A 16535-nucleotide genomic window follows, 5' to 3' on the forward strand; every position below is an offset into this window, starting at 1 on the left:
TTCGAAGCGCGGCTCCCCCCCACCCCCCATCGGAAAGGCACCAAGGAACAAGATGAACCTCGTCGAGTGGCTGCAGCGCATCATGGTCGGATTCGGGGCCGCCTGGGTCATGTGGTTGATGATCGCCCTCAGCGTCGTCTCGGTCGCCATCATCCTGGAGCGCGCCTGGTTCTTCTGGTCGCTCCGCGACGATCTCACCGTCCTCGCGCGGGATCTCAGGACGTCCCTCGACGACTCGATCGAGGCGGCGCGGCGGCGGATGGACGCCTCGCCCTCGGCCGAGGCGGCGGTCGTCGCGGCCGGCCTCGCGGTGGCGCACCAGGGGCCCGAGGCGGCCGAGGAGGCCATGGCCGGCGCCGCGGCGCTCCAGCGCATGAAGCTCGAGCGGCGCCTCGCCTACCTGGGCACGCTCGGCAACAACGCGCCGTTCATCGGGCTGTTCGGCACCGTCATCGGCGTCGTCGGCGCCTTCGACGCGCTCGGCCAGGCGGCGAAGACGCCGGTGGCGCAGGCCACGTCGCAGGCCATGGCGCCGCAGGCGGTCATGTCGAGCATCGCCGAGGCGCTCGTCGCGACCGCGGTCGGCCTCGCGGTCGCCATCCCGGCGGTCGCCGCGAACAACTTCTTCCAGCGCATGATCAAGTCGACGCTCGCCAACACCGAGGCGCTGACGCGCGTCCTGCTCGCGCACCTCAAGATCGATCCGGCGTTCGCCGGGGCCGCGCCCGCCGCCGCCGTCGAGCAGCCGCGCGGCAAGGCCGCGAGGGCGTCGCGGCAGGACGAGCACAAGAAGGGCGGCGCGGGCGAGGAGGAGCGCTGATGGCCGCCACGAGCCGCAACGACGATGACGAGATGATCAGCGGCATCAACGTCACGCCGCTCGTCGACATCACCCTCGTCCTCCTCATCATCTTCATGGTGACGGCGAAGATCATCGTCTCGCAGTCGCTCCCCCTCGACCTGCCGAAGGCGGCGCAGGGGCAGGAGGTGCAGCTCATCTTCGGGCTCGAGCTGCACGCGAACGGCGACACGCTCGCCGACGGCAAGAGGCTCGCGAACGAGGACGCCATCCTGCCGATCGCGCGCGAGGCCCAGGCGAAGAACCCGGAGCTCCGCGCCGTGATCCGCGCCGACACGACGGTCCCGCACGGCCGGGTGATCCGCGCGCTCGATCTGCTGAAGCAGGCCGGCGTCTCCAAGATCGCGTTCGGCGTGACGCCGATCGCGCCCGAGGCCGGCGCGGCCCCGGGTACGGCGCCGGGCTCCCCCGCCGCGCCTCCCCCGGCAGCCCCCGCGCCCGCAACCCCGAGCCCCGCGCCGTGAGCGCGCCGAGCGAGACCTTATGAGCCAGGTCACGAGCGATCGCGCCGCGGGGGCGGTCCACGACGGGCGCCGCCGGGGCAAGCGCAGCGGCGCTGAGCCCGGGGGCGCCCTCGATCCCTCGACCCCCCTCGCCTCGCCGGCGCCTGCCCGCGCCGGCGATCGTCGGCGCGGCGCGGATCCGCTCGCCGCGGTGCTCGCCCTCGGCGACCGCGCGTCGCGCGTGGGCGCTTTCCTCGGGGTCACGCTGGCGGTCACGAGCCACGGCGCGGCCTCGGCCCGGGCCATCGTCTCGGGGTCGCTGCGCGACATGCGGCACGTGGTCGAGGAGATGCGCACCGGCATCCACGACTACCTCTGGGCGATCTACGAGGTCGACATCCCGCCGCCGAAGGTCGAGGCGCCCAAGCCGCCGGAGCCCGAGCCGCCGCCGCCGGCGCCTGAGCCCGAGCCCGTCCCCAAGGTCGCGCCGCCTCCCCAGGCGAACACCCCGCCGCCCAAGGACGACCCGTACGAGCCGCCCCCGGCCGCCGCCGAGGCCGCGAAGGTCCTGACGAAAGAGCCGGATCCGGACGAGGTCCTCGACATGACCGATCAGGGGATCGCGAGCGGCGAGGGGCAGGGCGTCGGCTACGGCCAGGTGGCCGGCGCGGGCACGGCGAAGACCCCCACGTTCAACCCGAACGCGAAGGTCGGAGGCGTCGTCGGCGGCAAGGGCACGGGCGACCCCGTCCCGCCCCCGCCCCCCGCCGGGCCGGACCGCTCCGCGCCGCCCGGGCTGATCGGCAGCAGCAACTGGAACTGTCCTTTCCCTCCGGAGGCCGACGTCGACCAGATCGACCAGGCGAAGGTCGTCCTCATGGTCACGGTGCGCCCCGACGGCAGCCCGCTCTCGGTCAAGGTCGTCAGTGATCCTGGACACGGCTTCGGTCGCTCCGCGCGCATGTGCGCGCTCGGCCGTCGCTACAACCCCGGCAAAGATCGCTCGGGCGCTTCGATCGCCGCCACGACGCCGCCCATCACGGTGACGTTCACGCGCTAGCTGCTCGCCGCGAGCTCCCTTTAAATTCGCTCCGCGCCCTTCGCCTCGGTTATCCTCGTCGACGGCTTGTGATCGTCCCCGAACGGATCGAGCAGCTCTCGAAGGTCCCCCTCTTCAAGGGCCTCACCCCGGCCGCGCTGGAGCTCATCTCGCGCGTCGCGAGCGAAGAGACGCACGCCCTCGGCACCAAGATCTTTCAGCACGGGGATCCCGGCGACAAGCTCTACATCCTGCTCGAGGGCAAGGTCCGGATCAGCCGAGAGATCGCCGGGATCGGCGAGGAGGCGCTCGCGGTGCTCGGCCCGGGCGCCGTGTTCGGCGAGATGGCGCTGCTCGACGAGGCCCCCCGCTCCGCCGACGCGCGCGTCCACGAGCGCTGCCGGTTGCTCACCGTGTCGAAGGACGCGTTCGAGGACCTGCTCTTCCTGCACAAGGAGCTCGCGTACGAGGTCCTCTGGAACGTCGTCCGGATGCTCGTCCAGCGGCTCCGCGAGACGAACAACAAGCTCACGTTCCTCTCCGTCTCAGGCAAATTCGAGTAGAGTGCCGGCCAGATCGCCCGGCGACCGTGGGAGCGCGCCAGCGCGGCGCGGCCTGCCGCACGGGGGGCGGCCGTTCGGCTCGAACTCAACGTTCCTTGGAGGACTATGGCAGCCAGAATGAAGCACGCAGCGCTCGCCCTCGCGCTCTGGATGGGCGCCTTCGCAGGAGCCTGTGGCTCCAGCACGCCGCCGCCCGAGACGGCGGCCGACAAGAACGACTTCGACGGCGAGTCGAGCCCGGACGAGGGCAAGGCGACCGCCGACGCCGAGGGCGCGAAGCCTGCGAAGCCGGAGAAGGCCGCGGAGGCGCACGAGCACGAGGAGGAGCACGAGGCTCCCGCCAAGTCGACGCCGCTCCAGGCGACCAAGTTCGAGGCGGATCTGAAGAAGATCGGGATCAACCTCAAGAAGATCCCCGAGCTCGAGAAGCTCCCGGCGGGGCAGAAGAAGAAGGTGATGCCGCTGCTCCAGAAGGCGCTCGGCTACGACACCTGCGAGGGCTGCCACGTCGAGGGCGACTTCAAGAAAGAGACGCGGGACATGAAGATCGCCCGCGAGATGTGGCGCAACTTCGTGGTGCCGCTCCGCAGCGAGAGCGGCGGAACCCTCTTCTGCGACAGCTGCCACGCCGGGAACGAGCACGTCCTGAACCGCAAGGACAAGAAGGCCCTGCAGGCGTTCATGGAGGAGGAGTACCAAAACAAGGTCTCCCGGGCGAACAAGGAGGACATGGAGTGCGGCACGTGTCACGGCGACGCCATGGAGACCAAGATCATCGAGAAACTCTGGAACATCCCGAAATGACGGGAGCCGCCTGGACGCCGCGCGAGGCGCTGGTCCAGCAGCGGAGCCTGACGGAATCCGGCGAAGCCCCCTCGCCGTGCCCGTCGGACGTTCGTTAGCCGTCTTACCTTTCAGCAGGAGCGGCCTCGAGGCCTGCCTGCGCTGCGATCTCGTACCAGCGTCCACTTCCATCCTGCGCCGGCGCTCGGCCGCCTCATCATCGACGACAGATCGCCATGACGGTGGGTCATGCACCGTTTTCGTACTAGATAGGCGGCATGTGCGGTGTGTTCGGAATCTTTGGCCACCCCGAGGCGGCCAACATGGCCTACCTCGGGTTGCACGCGCTCCAGCATCGAGGGCAGGAATCCGCGGGTATCGTCAGCAGCGACGGGGAGCGCCTCTTCGGTCACCGCGCCATGGGGCGGGTGCAGTCCGGCTTCTCTCCGACCGATCTCGCGACGCTGCCGGGCGATCGCGCCATCGGCCACGTCCGCTACTCCACCGCGGGCGGCTCGCACCTCAAGAACGCGCAGCCGCTCGGGGTCGACTACGCGCGCGGCTCGCTGGCGGTCGCGCACAACGGCAACCTCACGAACCATGAGGCCCTGCGCGATCGGCTCGAGGCGCGCGGCTCGATCTACCAGACCGCGAGCGACACCGAGTCGATCGTCCACCTCATCGCGATGAGCAGGAAGGAAGAGCTGCGCGACCGCATCGCGGAGGCGCTCACGCAGGTGGAGGGCGCGTACTCCCTGCTCTTCCTGACCGAGCGCGAGCTCATCGCCGTGCGCGATCCGCGCGCGATCCGGCCGCTCTGCCTGGGCGAGATGGCGAGCGGGAGCGGCGTCGCCCACGTGGTCGCGAGCGAGTCGACGGCGTTCGACCTCATCGGCGCGCGCAAGGTGCGCGACATCGCGCCGGGCGAGATGCTGATCGTCAGCGCCGACGGCGTGCGCTCCGAGTTCCCCTTCGCGCAGGAGCAGCGCAAGCTCTGCATCTTCGAGCACGTCTACTTCGCCCGGCCCGACTCGACCATCCAGGGCGTGAGCGTCTACGAGGTCCGCAAGGCGTTCGGCCGGCGCCTCGCTGCCGAGCAGCCGGTCGAGCCCGGCGACGATCTCGTCGTGATCCCCGTGCCCGACTCGGGCGTGCCGGCGGCGATCGGCTTCGCCGACCGCGCGCGCGCCCCCTTCGAGATGGGGCTCATCCGCAGCCACTACGTCGGCCGCACGTTCATCGAGCCGCAGCAGTCGATCCGGCACTTCGGCGTCCGGCTCAAGCTCAACCCGAACCGGGCGGTGATCGAGGGCAAGCGGGTGGTCGTCATCGACGACTCGATCGTCCGCGGGACGACGAGCCGGAAGATCGTCAAGATGATCCGCGACGCCGGCGCGCGCGAGGTGCACGTCCGCATCTCGAGCCCGCCCACGCGATGGCCCTGCTACTACGGGATCGACACACCTACGCGGTCGGAGCTCATCGCCTCGAGCCACTCGGTGGACGAGATCTCCAGCTACCTGACGGCCGACAGCGTCGGGTACCTCTCGCTGGAGGGCCTGGTCGAGAGCGTGCGGTCTCTCGAGGCGCGCGCCGGGGACGCCTCGGGCGCGCGGCCGTCGGCGGAGAGCTACTGCCACGCGTGCTTCTCCGGGAGCTACCCGATCGCCTTCACGCCGGCCGCGCCGAACCGGCAGCTACGGATGGTGAGCGGTTGAGCTGCCCCGCTCCGGCGCCGAGGGTCCTCCGATGACCGAGGGGACCGCCGATCACGAGAGCGCGGATCGCGCCGCCGCCTCGGCGCCGCTCTTCGCCCGCGTCGCCGACGAGGTCTCGATCTACGAGGTGAGCCCGCGGGACGGGCTCCAGAACGAGGCGGCGATGATCCCGATCGAGGGCAAGCGGCGGCTCATCGCGGCGCTCGTCGGCGCCGGTCTCCGCAGGATCGAGATCACGAGCTTCGTCTCGCCGAAGTGGGTGCCGCAGCTCGCCGACGCCGAGGAGCTCGCGCGGACGCTCCCGGCGGAGCAGGGCGTGACCTTCAGCGCCCTGTGCCCGAACGCGCGCGGCCTCGAGCGCGCGCTGGCGGTGGGCCTGCGCGAGATCGCCGTCTTCCTGAGCGCGAGCGAGGCGCACAACCGCGCCAACATCAACAAGTCGATCGACGACACGCTCTCGGTGTTCTCGGAGATCGTCCCTCCGGCGCGCGAGGCGGGCCTCGCCGTGCGCGCCTACGTCTCGACCGTGTGGGGCTGCCCGTACGAGGGCGACGTCGACCCTGCCCGGGTCGTGCGCATCGCGGAGCGGCTCATCGACCTCGGCTGCTACCAGGTCTCCCTCGGCGACACGATCGGCGTCGGCACCCCGCGGCAGACGCACGACATCGTCCGCCGCTTCCTCGACGCGATGCCGCCCGAGCGGTTCGCGCTGCACCTGCACGACACGCGCGGCACGGCGCTCGCGAACATCCTGGTCGGCCTGGAGCTCGGGGTGCGCGACTTCGACGCGTCGGTCGCGGGCGTCGGCGGCTGTCCCTACGCGCCGGGCGCGGCGGGCAACATGGCGACGGAGGACCTCGTGTTCATGCTCCACGGGATGGGCGTCCGGACCGGCGTCGATCTCGACAAGGTGATCGAGGCGGGGAACGTCGCCGAGCAGGTCATCGGCCGCCCGCTCCCGGGCAAGGTCCACCGCGCCGGCCCGTTCCGGCTGCGCCGCCAGCCGACCCGGGACTGAGCGCGGCCCAGCGGGGCGCCGGGCCGGCGTCGACCGACGCGCCGCGCCCGGCCCGCGAGGCCGCCGTCAGTCGCCCGCGATGCACCCGAGGCGCGTGAAGAAGACGTGGTGCTCGCCGCCCTCGCGATCGTCGCGGAAGAGGATGCCCACGTCGCCCTCCGGCCCGAACGTCGCGACCGGGCTGATGCTGTCGCGGGGCGCGAAGGTGAGCCGCTGCTCCGCGCTGATCGGCGCGAGATCCGCGTTGACCGTGACCGCGTAGAGCTCGTAGCCGTCGTTCTGATCGCGGTCGTCCGAGTAGATCGCGAGCAGCCGATCGCCGAGCGGGCGCAGGAACGGGTACCTGGAGCGGAAGGGCCCAGGGTCCGAGATGGGCGTGGGCGGCGTGAGGAGCTCGCCGTCCTCCGAGACCGCCGCCGCGTAGATGGCCTTGAGGCTCGCCGACTTGTCGAACCACGCGATGACATAGCGATCGCGGTTCCAGACCACCGTCGGATAGACCGCGTCGGTCTCGCCGGTCGTCAGCGTGACGATCTCCGAGCGCGGATCGAGCTCGGCGGTGAACGTCCGGAACTGGATGAAGTGCGTGGCCGCGTCGCCCGTGGACCACGCGACCCCGATGCCGCCCTGGCCGGCCGCCGCGGAGGGCGCCTCGTTGCCGAAGCCGTTCGACGCCTCCGTGAGCTGGACGTTGTCGCCGATCGGGTTGCCGTCGATGTCGATGCGCTGCGCGAACAGATCGAAGAGGCCGTTGCGCTCGTCCTGCCAGACGGGGATGAACTCCGCGTCGTTCCAGGTGAGCGTCACGTTGACGGAGAAGCCGGGCGCCTTCGAGAGCCGCCGATCCCCGCCCTCCACCTTCTGGCCGTCCTCGTCGAGGAGGGAGAAGTACACCTCGTAGTCGCCGTCGCGCCGGTCCTGCCAGGCGGCGCCGTACCGATCGCCGACCCACACGATCGGCCCGCCGGAGGCGTCGCCGTTCTTCGGCGTGATGATCTCCTCGCCCGGCGCGAGCGGCTGCCCGTCGACGCTGATCATCGAGCGGTACACGTTGAAGCCCTGCGTGGTCCCGGTGTAGAGCGACGCGTACGACGCCCCGCTCCAGGCGAGCCCGCCAGAGCCGGCCGGCGCGATGTCGCCCGAGATGCGGGTCGCGTCGGTGTCGAGCGGCACGAAGCGCGCCCCGTTGTCGACCGTGCCGTCGCAGTCGTTGTCGACGCCGTCGCAGATCTCGATCCCCCCAGGGAAGGCCGCGGCGCTCGCGTCGTCGCAGTCGTCGCCGCACGCGAGCGGCTCGCCAGGGATCGTGCCGGGCAGCGCCGCGCGGAAGCCGTCGCCGTCGATGTCGAGCGTCGACGGCCCGTAGACGCACGCTCCGGTCGCGCTCTCGCACGTGTCCTTGGTGCAGGGATCGCTGTCGTCACACTCCACCGGCTCCAGCGCGACGCACTCCCCGCCGCGCCGCGGGGCCGCGCCCTCGGACGAGGGCGCCGCGCCGCCGTCGGGCTGCCCCGCCTCGAAGAGCTGGCAGAACACAGGCTTGCAGAGGTCCTCGATGCCAGGACAGTCGGCGTCCACCTCGCACTCCGGCGCGGGCGGCGGGATGTTCAGCCCCGTCCGCGCCCCGCACCCTCCTGAGAGCGACCCGCCGCCAAGAACCGTCCCGAGAAGGGCCGCCGCCAGCGCCGCCTTCCGGCGCGCGCGCCGACCCAGGGCGTACGTCGTCACAGACATCCGCCCATCCCCGCGACGTCGATCGGCTCGCACACGAACCCCGGATCGCAGTTGTCGTCGCCGCTGAGCGCGCAGAGCTCGACGCACTGGGTGCCCGAGCCGGTCACCACGCAGGCGAAACCGGCGCCGCACTGGCTGCCGCCGCTGCACGGATCGCCCTGTCCGCCTGGACCGGCCGGCGCGCAGTAAGCGCCGTAAATCTCCTGCCCGCACGGCTCGTCCGGATACTGCACGTAGATGAAGCACCCCTCTCCCGGGGCGCAAAAGTCGCTCGACTGATCGTACGGATCGCACGCGAAATCGGTGACCGGCGGCCCGGTGTCAGGACAGCCGGGGTCTTCGTACTCTTCGAGCGGATCCTTCCCCGGGTCCGAGCCGCCCCCGCCGTCCGCAGACGGCGGAGCGCCGGCTTCGCCGCCGCCCCCGCCGTCTGCGGACGGATCGTCCACGATGACTGTCTGGCCGCAACCGACAGCGAGACCGAGCCCAGGGAGCAGAACGCAGAGGAGTGTCAGGAGGAGCGAGGAGCACCGTCGCATGTCGCCATGCTATCGATTCCTCGCGCGCCCGCCATGCATTTGGCAGCGATGGCAGTGTCCTGACGCCACGACGAGCGGTGGATCGTTTCCCCCAGGCTGCAATCCCACTTGCCTGTTGGCCGGCGCTCTGATGTATCTCTCAACAATGCACACGCGCAACCTGCTCACCATCGCACTCCTCGCAGCTCCCCCTCTGGCGCTCGCCCCCCTCATGGCGTGCGGCGGCGATGACGAGACGGGAGGAGGTGGAGCGAGCTCCTCCAGCACCACCTCGAGCAGCTCCGGCGAAGGCGGCGGCGGCGGTGAGGCCGGCGGGGGCGGTGAAGGCGGCGCTGGCGGCGCTGGCGGCGCTGGCGGTGGAGACGGCGGCGGCGGCGGCGGCGTGGTCCCCGGTGAGCCCGCCGGCCACCTGCTGATCTCGGAGGTCGCCGTCAGACCTGGAGCGGGCGAGTTCATCGAGATCTGGAACCCGACCGAGGCCGAGATCGACCTCACCAACTACTACCTTTCGGACAATAGCGTTTATTATGCCATCACCACGGGTACGGCCTTCGCGCCGACAGGCAGCGCAGGGACGGACTTCCTCGTCCAGTTCCCCCCCGGGACCATGATCGCGGCGGGCGCCCGCCTCGTGCTGGCGAGCGATGACGGCTTCGAGCTCGCGTACCAGCGGTGCGCCGACTTCGCCCTGGACGAGACGCCCATCCCCTGCGAGGGGGCGGACGTGCCGCCCATGATCGCGCCCACGAACGGCGCCCTCGGGGCGCAATCCGGCGCGCTGCTCACCGACGGCGGAGAGATGGTGATTCTCTTCAAGTGGGACGGCACGGAGCGCAGCCCGCTCAAGGACGTCGATTACGTCATCTGGGGCGAGGAGCTGGGGAACTCGGCGATGGTGTACAAGACAGGCAAGACCGGTTATGCCGATGACACCGCGCGCGGCAGCCAGCGGCCGGCCGCGGCCGCCGGCAGCGGGGCGAGCATGGTCCGCTGTAGCGATCTCGAGTCCGGCGAGCTCTTGACCGAAGGCAACGGCATCAGCGGGCACGACGAGACGAGCGAGTGGCTCGACGTCAGCTTCACCGTGGCGTCCACGCCGACGCCCGGCGAAGAGAACGACTGCCCGTGAGCGCGCCCGCTCCGAGCTCGGCTCCTCGCCGCGGGGCGGCGGGAGCCCGGGCTCGGCGCGGGGCGCCTCGGACCGATCACTGCCGGGTGATCGTCACCTTCTTGATGACCGGCGGGGTGACCGGGCGTTCGCCCTTGACCTCGACGCCGGCCAGCTTGTGGACGAGCTCCTCGGGCCCGCACTCACCGAAGATGGTGTAGCCGTTGTCGAGGTGGAACGCCGCCGCGTCGGTGATGAAGAACTGCGCGGAGTTCGTGTTCTTGCCGCGGTTCGCCATGCACAGGAGCCCTGCGCGATCGTGGCTGCCGTCCTCCCAGACCTCGTCGGGGATGACGTAACCGGCCTCGCCGGTGCCGTTCTTCTTCGCGTCGCCGCCCTGGATCATGAATCCCTTGATGATGCGGTGGAAGATGGTGCCGTCGTAAGCGGGCTTCTTGTCCCACGTCCCCTCCGGCGTCTTCCAGGGCCTGATCCCTCGCGCCAGGCCGACGAAATTGGCGACGGTGATCGGGGCCTTGTCGTCCAGCAGCTTGCAGGACAGCGTGCCGAGATCGGTCTCGATCGACGCGGTCAACGTCTTGCCCGGCGGGAGCCCCTTGGTGGCGTCGTCGAGCGTCCACTTGCCCTTGACCGGGTCGTCCTCGCTGGGCTTGACCTCGGCGACCGGCTTCGCGGTGACCTTGCGCTTCTGCGGCTGAGGGCGCTCCTTCTCTGCCGTCTCCGCCTTGCCTCCGGCCAGCCCCGTCGACGCAGGCGTGGTCTTCGGCTTCGGCGCTTCTTCGGCCGTGGGCTCGGGGGTCTTCGAACATCCCGCGAGGGCCGAGAGCGTGGCGAGGGTGGCGAGGGACTGAATGGCGAGGGTTCGAGCGTTCATCGTGCGACGATTTCCCGCGTCGCGGTCCAGCGGTCAAGGACGAGCGTCGCCGTGGTAGGAAGCGGCATGAGCTCGCGCTGCGCCCTCGCGACCCGTCCGTTCACGTCCACCACGTCCGCCTCGCTGGCCATTCCCGCCGCGCTCGCCTCGCTCGTTCCCGCCCTGGGCGCGCTGCTGCTCGGGATCGCCCTTGGCGCGTGCGAGCGCCGCGTCGACGAGCCGCTCTCGCTCACGCCCAGCAGCAACGTGGGCGACGTTGCGCCGCCCGCCTCGACCGGGACGCCGCCCGCCTCGACCGGGGAGCGGGACGCCGGCCGCTGCATCCAGCCGACGCCGTCGATGCCGGAGCGGCCGTCTCCAAAGCTCACCGGCCCGGATCCGGCGTGCCCCGAGGACCCGACCGGCCCGTTCCAGCTCGCGACCGGCAAGGTGACCTTCCTCGAGGCCAAGGCCCCCGATGTCACCGTCGAGATCGCCAGGAGAGAGCAAGAGCGCTCCCGCGGCCTCATGTACAGGACGAGCATGGCGGAGAACCGCGGGATGATCTTCGTCTTCCAGCAGCGGAACAATCACTCGTTCTGGATGCACAACACGTGCATCCCGCTCGACATGCTGTTCATCGACAGCGACGGTACGATCGTCGGTATCGAGGAGAACACCCCGACGCTCAACGACTCGACCTTCGACGTCGGATGTCCGTCGACGTACGTCCTCGAGCTGAACGCCGGCTGGGCGCGGCGCCACGGCGTCGTCGCGGGCCAGAAGGTGCGGCTCGAGGGGATCTGACGCGCGCCCGAGCGGCGGCGCCTCGGCCGGAGCGTCGTTTCATATCCCCGTGAACAGACCGAGCTGGCGCGGGGGAGCCGGCGGCCCGAGCGACGAGCGCGCCGCGCCGGACGGAGGGGCCGGCGGCGCCGCCGCGTCGAGGACGAGCGGCCCCCGAGGCGGCGCGGCGACGAGGCGCGTGCGCCGGCCGACGAGCGCGTCACGGGCGGCGTCGAGCGCGAGCTCCGGGCGGTTGTTGACCTCGGAGAGGTGCATCAGCGCGACCGTGTGCGTGCCCCCGGGCAGCGCCGCGAGCAGCTCGCACGCCTGCGCGTTCGACAGGTGGCCCCGCGCCGAGCGGATCCTGCGCTTGAGGTGCTGCGGGTACGGGCCGGCCTCGAGCAACCCCGCGTCGTAGTTCGACTCGAGCATCACCACATCGCAGCCGGCGACGTGCTCCAGGAGCCCCGGAGGGACCTCGCCGAGATCCGTCACGAGCGCGGCCCGCCGCGCGCCGTCGTCGACGACGAGCGCGACCTGCGCCGCGTCGTGCGGCAGCGGCCTCGGCGAGAAGGTGAGCGCGCCCACCGCGAACGGCTCGCGCGACGAGAAGGCCCGGACGCGCTCTGGATCGCCGAGCTCCGCCGCGCGCGCAGTCGCCTCCGAGGCGTAGATCGGGATCTTGTGCTTCTTGTTGTACCTGGCGGCCACGCCGACGTGGTCGGCGTGCGCGTGTGTGATGACGATCGCGTCGGGCAGCAGCCTGCCGTCCGCGCCGCCCGCGGCCGCCGCCGAGAGGCACTGCTCGAGCACCCGCGGCCCGACGCCGGCGTCCACGAGGACCCGCGTGCCGCGGGAAGCGAACAGCGTGGCGTTGCCTCCGCTCCCGCTCGCGATGATGGTGATCTTCATACCGGGCTCCGGGACCGGACTACAGGCGGCTCTGTGACCCGTAGCGCAGGCGAGGGCTCGGCTGCAAGCGCGCCGAGCCGCGCGAAGCGCTCGCGACGGCGCCCGAACGACGCTACAGGGATCCCACTTCGTGGCGCCCTCCCCTCGCCCCGCTTCTGCCTCTTCCCCCGACACCGACGCGGAGGCGCCGCTCGCCGCGCCGCGCGCCCCCGGCGAGAGCGGCGGCGCGCTGCGCGCCCCTGGCGAGAACGGTGCGCCGCGCGCCCCCGGCGAGAGCGGCGGCGCGCCGCCAGGCGCGCGCGGCAAGCGGCGCCGCCGCGCCCTGATCGCGGCGCTCGTGGTCGTCGCCGTCGTCGCGGCCGCCGTCGCCGCGCTCGTCGTGCTCGGTCCTCCCGCGCTCCGCCGGCGCATCATCGCCGAGGCCCGCGCGCGCGGCGTCGCGCTCGATCCCGGGAAGATCGACGTCGATCTCGGCTCGATCCGCCTGCGCGACGGCCGCTTCTCTCTCCTCGGGGTGCGCGGGATCTCGGGCACGGTCGCGCGCGCCACAATCGAGCTGCGCGGGCTCTCGCCCGCGCGGATCGCGACGGAAGGCGTCGAGCTCACCCTCGTGGGGACCGACGCCCTGGAGGATCTGCCTGCGTGGGTCGCGCAGTACGGCCCGCGCGCGGCGGCGCTGCCGCTCACCACGGGCCGCGTCCGCCTGGGTCTCCGGGATCACGAAGGCGGACCGGAGGTGCTCGCGCTGGCCGACGGCGCCCTCGAGCGGCGCGCGGCCGCCCCGGTCGAGGGCGCCGCCGCGCCGCCCGGCGCGCCGCGGCCGGAGCTCGGCGTCCTGAAGCAGGCTCGCGTGCTCGTCGCCGGCAAGGAGATCGCGCGCACCGACATCGCCTGGTCCATCGGCGCAGCGTCGATCACCCTGGGCCTCGGCGGCGAGGACCTCGTCTCAGCGCCGCTCAGGGCCGAGCTCCGGCCGCGCCCCTCGCCGAGCGCCTCGATCGAGCTCGCGCCGACGCCGCTCTCCGCGGTGGGCGCGCTCCTCGGCGTCGACGTCGGCGCCTCGACGATGGTCGTCGCCGGAGCGCTCGAGCTGCGGCTCGCGGATGGGGCGGACCGGACCGCCCTGTCCAAGGCGCCGCTCGAAGGGCCGATCGCGCTCACGGTCAAGGGCTTCACCCTGCCCCACCCCAAGGAGCTCGACGGGCTCCTCTTCGGCAACACCACGACCATCAAGGCGGACGCGCGCCTCTCTGCGGACCGCCAGCGCGTCGCGCTGAGCGGCGTGGAGGTCGCCGCCGGCGCGCTGAAGCTCAAAGGAACGGGCACCGTCGAGCGCAACGGCGCGGACGCCGCGATCGGGATGGATCTATCTGGATCCATCCCATGCTCGCTCCTGGCTGGCTCTGCCGCGATGTCGCACCTGACCGGCGCCGTAGGGCTGCTCGCGCGCGACCTGGTGGGCCGCGCGCTCGCGGGCTCGGTGGCGGTCCAGGTCCGCGTCGACGCGCGCGCGAGCCGGCTGACCGCCGCGCGTGTCACACCGAGCGCGATCCTCCGATGTAAGCTCCGCTTCTAGCGCGTCGCTCGGCCGCGCCGGGTCCCGCGACCCGGAACCGAGAACCCGAATCCCGGGAGGAGAGATCGGTACGGCACCAACGAAGCGAACAATCCGTGGAATTTTCTCTTCCTGGCGTTCAAGGTACCCCGGTCGCGGCTCGACGGTTGAACTGCTTTTTCCCGGCGCTGTCGCGTCCGAGCACCGCTGTCGCGCGTTGCCGCCCTCTGCGGGTGAACTCCGTCCGAGCGCCACGAGGATCGATGAGGGAGGAAGGCGGAGGACGAATGTCGATGTCGAGGACGATCTGACGCGATGAACCACGGCGCGGAGCACGGGAAGCGCGGCGCACGCTCGACGCGCGACGGCCGCTCTGACACGTTGTCCGATGAGGAGCCCGCAATGCGCTCTGGAGCTCTCCCCCTCGCCGCTCGGCTCACCTCGCTGCTAGGGCTCGTGGCGTTCTTCAGCGCTGCCTGCAACGGCGGTCTCGGCGCCGGCATGGACGACGCCCCGGGCGGCGGGGGCGCGGCGGCGTCGTCCTCGTCCTCCTCGTCGGCGTCCGTGACATCGGGCGGAGGCAGCGGCGCGGGAGACGGCGGGGGCCCCGGAGAAGGCGGCGGCGGGGGAGGCAGCGACGGAACCGACGAGCAGGACTTCCCTCTCGACACGACGCCCCCGGCGCCCTGCCCGCCCGACATGGCCGAGGTCCAGGGATACTGCATCGATCGCTTCGAGGCGCCGAACGTGGAAGGCGCCCTGCCGCTCGTCATGGAGAGCGCCGTCTCGGCGCGCGCCTGGTGCGAGGAGCGCGGAAAGCGCCTCTGCACCGAGGACGAGTGGGACACGGCGTGCCAGGGCCCCGAGGCGTTCGTCTATCCGTACGGGAACACCCACGAAGCGGAGCGCTGCAACGACAACAAGACGTGGAGAGCGCCCGACGAGGGCGCGCTCGGCTCCTGGCCTTCCGACGAGGCGCTGGCCGAGGTCCAGGCGCTGTACCAGGCCGAGCCGAGCGGCTCGCGATCCGGGTGCGCGAGCGCGTTCGGCGTCCACGACATGACGGGGAACGTCGAGGAGTGGGTGGTGCGCACCCGATACCACGTCAACGAGTATCCTCACGTCCTCAAGGGCTGTTACTGGTCCGGCTGCTTCGGCGGCGCGAAGCCGCGGTGCGGCTCCACGAACCCGGCGCACGGGGACGGGTTCCGCTACTACGAGACCGGCTTCCGGTGCTGCCGTGACGTCGAGTGAGCGAGCCGGCGGCGACGATCCGGCCCTCCGGCCCACACGCGCGCGGCTCGAGGGCGCGGCGCGCAGCGGGCGTTCGGCGCGACCGCAGGCGGCGCGTCGCGGGTAACGGACGCGAACCCGCGCCGAGGCCTCGCGGCAGGTGTCCTGAACGAACCGCTTCCCCTCGGTTCGGCCGCACGCTAGGGCACCGTGAACGGTGCTGACCTTACCGAGAGAGCCTCGCCCCAGCCTTGACCTCGTGAAGGACGCGATCGCGGCGTTCGCGCTCAAGGGCCGCGGGCGCGCCCGCCCGGACGATCTCGACGCGCGCGACCCGGCGTTCATCGCCCGGGTGCTCCCGCTGCTCGGCTTCCTCTACGACGACTACTTCCGCTGCGAGACAGAGCTCGAAGAGCAGCTGCCCGACGGCCCCTTCCTCGCCGTGAGCAACCACAACGCGATGACGGGAATGCCCGATATGTACTGCCACATGACGGCGTTCTGGCGCCTTTATGGGCCCTCGCGGCTGTCCTACGGGCTGATGCACGATCTCCCGTTCAACGTCCCGAAGGCCGGCGCCTGGCTCAACGCCTGCGGCGCCATCGCCGCGAGCCCGGAGAACGGGCGGCGAGCGCTCGCCCGCGGCGCGGCGGTCCTGGTCTTCCCCGGCGGCGATCTCGACGCGTGCAAGCCCACCTCGGCGCAGTACACGATCCGCTTCGGCCGGCGCCGCGGCTTCGTCCGGCTCGCCATCCGCGAGGGCGTGCCGATCGTGCCGATCGTGAGCGTGGGGGCGCACCAGTCCCTCTACATCGCCACGGATGGGAGCAGGCTGGCCAGGTGGCTCCGCCTCCCCGAGCTCGCGCGCTCGAACGTCGCGCCGCTCGGCCTCGCCTTGCCGTGGGGGCTCATCGCCGGCATCCCGATCCCCCATGTGCCCCTGCCGGTGAAGATCCACACGAGGGTGCTCCGCCCGCTGCACCTGGGGCTCCCGAGAGAGGCCGCGAGCGACCCGGACGAGGTCGAGCGCGCATTCGCGCGGATCGTCGAGCGCATGGAGGCCGGGCTGGACGAGCTCCGCGCGGCGGGCAGGCACGGTCTCTTCCCGCGTGGTTGATGGGCCGCGTGGTTGATGGGCCGCGTGGTTGATGGGCCGCGTGGTTGATGGGCCGCGTGGTTGATGGGCCGCGTGGTTGATGGGCCGCGTGGTTGATGGGCCGCGCGGTTGACAGGCGAACCGCAGGAGAATGGCGGCGCCGTGGCGTGCAGTGACGTCCGGAGCGCGCCCATGGCCCGAGCGGGCGGCGCGCGGCGCTCCAAAACCAGCGGGCGCGCGACAAAGGGCGCTGGGCCTCGCGCGGCGCTCGGAAA

16 protein-coding genes are annotated in these 16535 nt (G+C 71.8%); 12 read left to right on the plus strand and 4 right to left on the minus strand.

What is annotated here, in order from left to right; genetic code table 11:
- Positions 1 to 52 precede the first annotated feature (52 nt).
- The 7 genes from WMF12_RS22850 to WMF12_RS22880 all read left to right on the plus strand — a co-directional run bounded on the left by WMF12_RS22850 (position 53) and on the right by WMF12_RS22880 (position 6423).
- Positions 53 to 820, plus strand: a complete 768-nt coding sequence (locus WMF12_RS22850; RefSeq protein WP_437747732.1) for a MotA/TolQ/ExbB proton channel family protein — start codon at positions 53 to 55, stop codon at positions 818 to 820.
- Complete coding sequence (locus tag WMF12_RS22855) at positions 820 to 1323, plus strand: ExbD/TolR family protein (protein WP_437747733.1); 504 nt, start codon at positions 820 to 822, stop codon at positions 1321 to 1323. Before WMF12_RS22850 ends, WMF12_RS22855 begins: the two co-directional genes overlap by 1 nt.
- Positions 1324 to 1342: 19 nt before the next feature.
- Positions 1343 to 2362 (plus strand): energy transducer TonB, encoded by a 1020-nt coding sequence (locus WMF12_RS22860; RefSeq protein ID WP_437873624.1) that lies wholly within the window; start codon positions 1343 to 1345, stop codon positions 2360 to 2362.
- Positions 2363 to 2430: 68 nt separating this feature from the next.
- The gene (locus WMF12_RS22865) at positions 2431 to 2904 is read left to right on the plus strand and encodes a cyclic nucleotide-binding domain-containing protein (RefSeq protein ID WP_012236950.1); all 474 of its coding nucleotides are present in this window, start codon (positions 2431 to 2433) and stop codon (positions 2902 to 2904) included.
- A gap of 117 nt (positions 2905 to 3021) precedes the next feature.
- Complete coding sequence (locus WMF12_RS22870) at positions 3022 to 3708, plus strand: hypothetical protein (protein WP_437873625.1); 687 nt, start codon at positions 3022 to 3024, stop codon at positions 3706 to 3708.
- 257 nt (positions 3709 to 3965) lie between these two features.
- Complete coding sequence (gene purF / locus WMF12_RS22875; protein WP_437873626.1) at positions 3966 to 5405, plus strand: amidophosphoribosyltransferase; 1440 nt, start codon at positions 3966 to 3968, stop codon at positions 5403 to 5405.
- 31 nt (positions 5406 to 5436) lie between these two features.
- Complete coding sequence (locus tag WMF12_RS22880; protein WP_437873627.1) at positions 5437 to 6423, plus strand: hydroxymethylglutaryl-CoA lyase; 987 nt, start codon at positions 5437 to 5439, stop codon at positions 6421 to 6423.
- A 66-nt stretch (positions 6424 to 6489) separates the two neighbouring features.
- Here the strand turns inward: WMF12_RS22880 and WMF12_RS22885 are convergent, their stop codons facing one another.
- Both WMF12_RS22885 and WMF12_RS22890 read right to left on the minus strand, forming a co-directional pair.
- Positions 6490 to 8157 carry a putative metal-binding motif-containing protein gene (locus tag WMF12_RS22885; protein ID WP_437873628.1) on the minus strand — a complete coding sequence of 556 codons (1668 nt, stop codon included), beginning with the start codon at positions 8155 to 8157 and terminating at the stop codon, positions 6490 to 6492.
- On the minus strand, positions 8148 to 8606 hold the full coding sequence (locus WMF12_RS22890) for a hypothetical protein (protein ID WP_437873629.1): 459 nt from the start codon (positions 8604 to 8606) through the stop codon (positions 8148 to 8150). Before WMF12_RS22890 ends, WMF12_RS22885 begins: the two co-directional genes overlap by 10 nt.
- Positions 8607 to 8841: 235 nt before the next feature.
- Here WMF12_RS22890 and WMF12_RS22895 point away from each other — a divergent pair, with 235 nt between their 5' ends.
- Positions 8842 to 9825: a lamin tail domain-containing protein gene (locus tag WMF12_RS22895; RefSeq protein ID WP_437873630.1), complete on the plus strand. Its 984-nt coding sequence runs from the start codon at positions 8842 to 8844 to the stop codon at positions 9823 to 9825.
- A gap of 76 nt (positions 9826 to 9901) precedes the next feature.
- Here the strand turns inward: WMF12_RS22895 and WMF12_RS22900 are convergent, their stop codons facing one another.
- On the minus strand, positions 9902 to 10699 hold the full coding sequence (locus tag WMF12_RS22900; protein WP_437873631.1) for a peptidylprolyl isomerase: 798 nt from the start codon (positions 10697 to 10699) through the stop codon (positions 9902 to 9904).
- Positions 10700 to 10765: 66 nt separating this feature from the next.
- On the opposite strand from WMF12_RS22900, the gene WMF12_RS22905 reads away from it, so the two are divergent.
- Positions 10766 to 11485, plus strand: a complete 720-nt coding sequence (locus WMF12_RS22905; RefSeq protein ID WP_437873632.1) for a DUF192 domain-containing protein — start codon at positions 10766 to 10768, stop codon at positions 11483 to 11485.
- A gap of 39 nt (positions 11486 to 11524) precedes the next feature.
- Here the strand turns inward: WMF12_RS22905 and WMF12_RS22910 are convergent, their stop codons facing one another.
- A complete protein-coding gene (locus WMF12_RS22910) occupies positions 11525 to 12376 on the minus strand; it encodes an MBL fold metallo-hydrolase (RefSeq protein ID WP_437873633.1) in 852 nt (283 codons plus the stop codon).
- Positions 12377 to 12506: 130 nt separating this feature from the next.
- Here WMF12_RS22910 and WMF12_RS22915 point away from each other — a divergent pair, with 130 nt between their 5' ends.
- The 3 genes from WMF12_RS22915 to WMF12_RS22925 all read left to right on the plus strand — a co-directional run bounded on the left by WMF12_RS22915 (position 12507) and on the right by WMF12_RS22925 (position 16281).
- Positions 12507 to 13952 carry a hypothetical protein gene (locus WMF12_RS22915; RefSeq protein ID WP_437873634.1) on the plus strand — a complete coding sequence of 482 codons (1446 nt, stop codon included), beginning with the start codon at positions 12507 to 12509 and terminating at the stop codon, positions 13950 to 13952.
- A 381-nt stretch (positions 13953 to 14333) separates the two neighbouring features.
- Positions 14334 to 15185, plus strand: coding sequence for a formylglycine-generating enzyme family protein (locus tag WMF12_RS22920; RefSeq protein WP_437873635.1), 852 nt, complete (start codon positions 14334 to 14336; stop codon positions 15183 to 15185).
- 238 nt (positions 15186 to 15423) lie between these two features.
- Positions 15424 to 16281, plus strand: a complete 858-nt coding sequence (locus WMF12_RS22925; RefSeq protein ID WP_437747746.1) for a 1-acyl-sn-glycerol-3-phosphate acyltransferase — start codon at positions 15424 to 15426, stop codon at positions 16279 to 16281.
- Positions 16282 to 16535 lie beyond the last annotated feature (254 nt).

The sequence above is a fragment of the Sorangium sp. So ce363 genome (genome assembly GCF_051520435.1).
Taxonomy (GTDB): Bacteria; Myxococcota_A; Polyangia; order Polyangiales; family Polyangiaceae; genus Sorangium; species Sorangium cellulosum_B.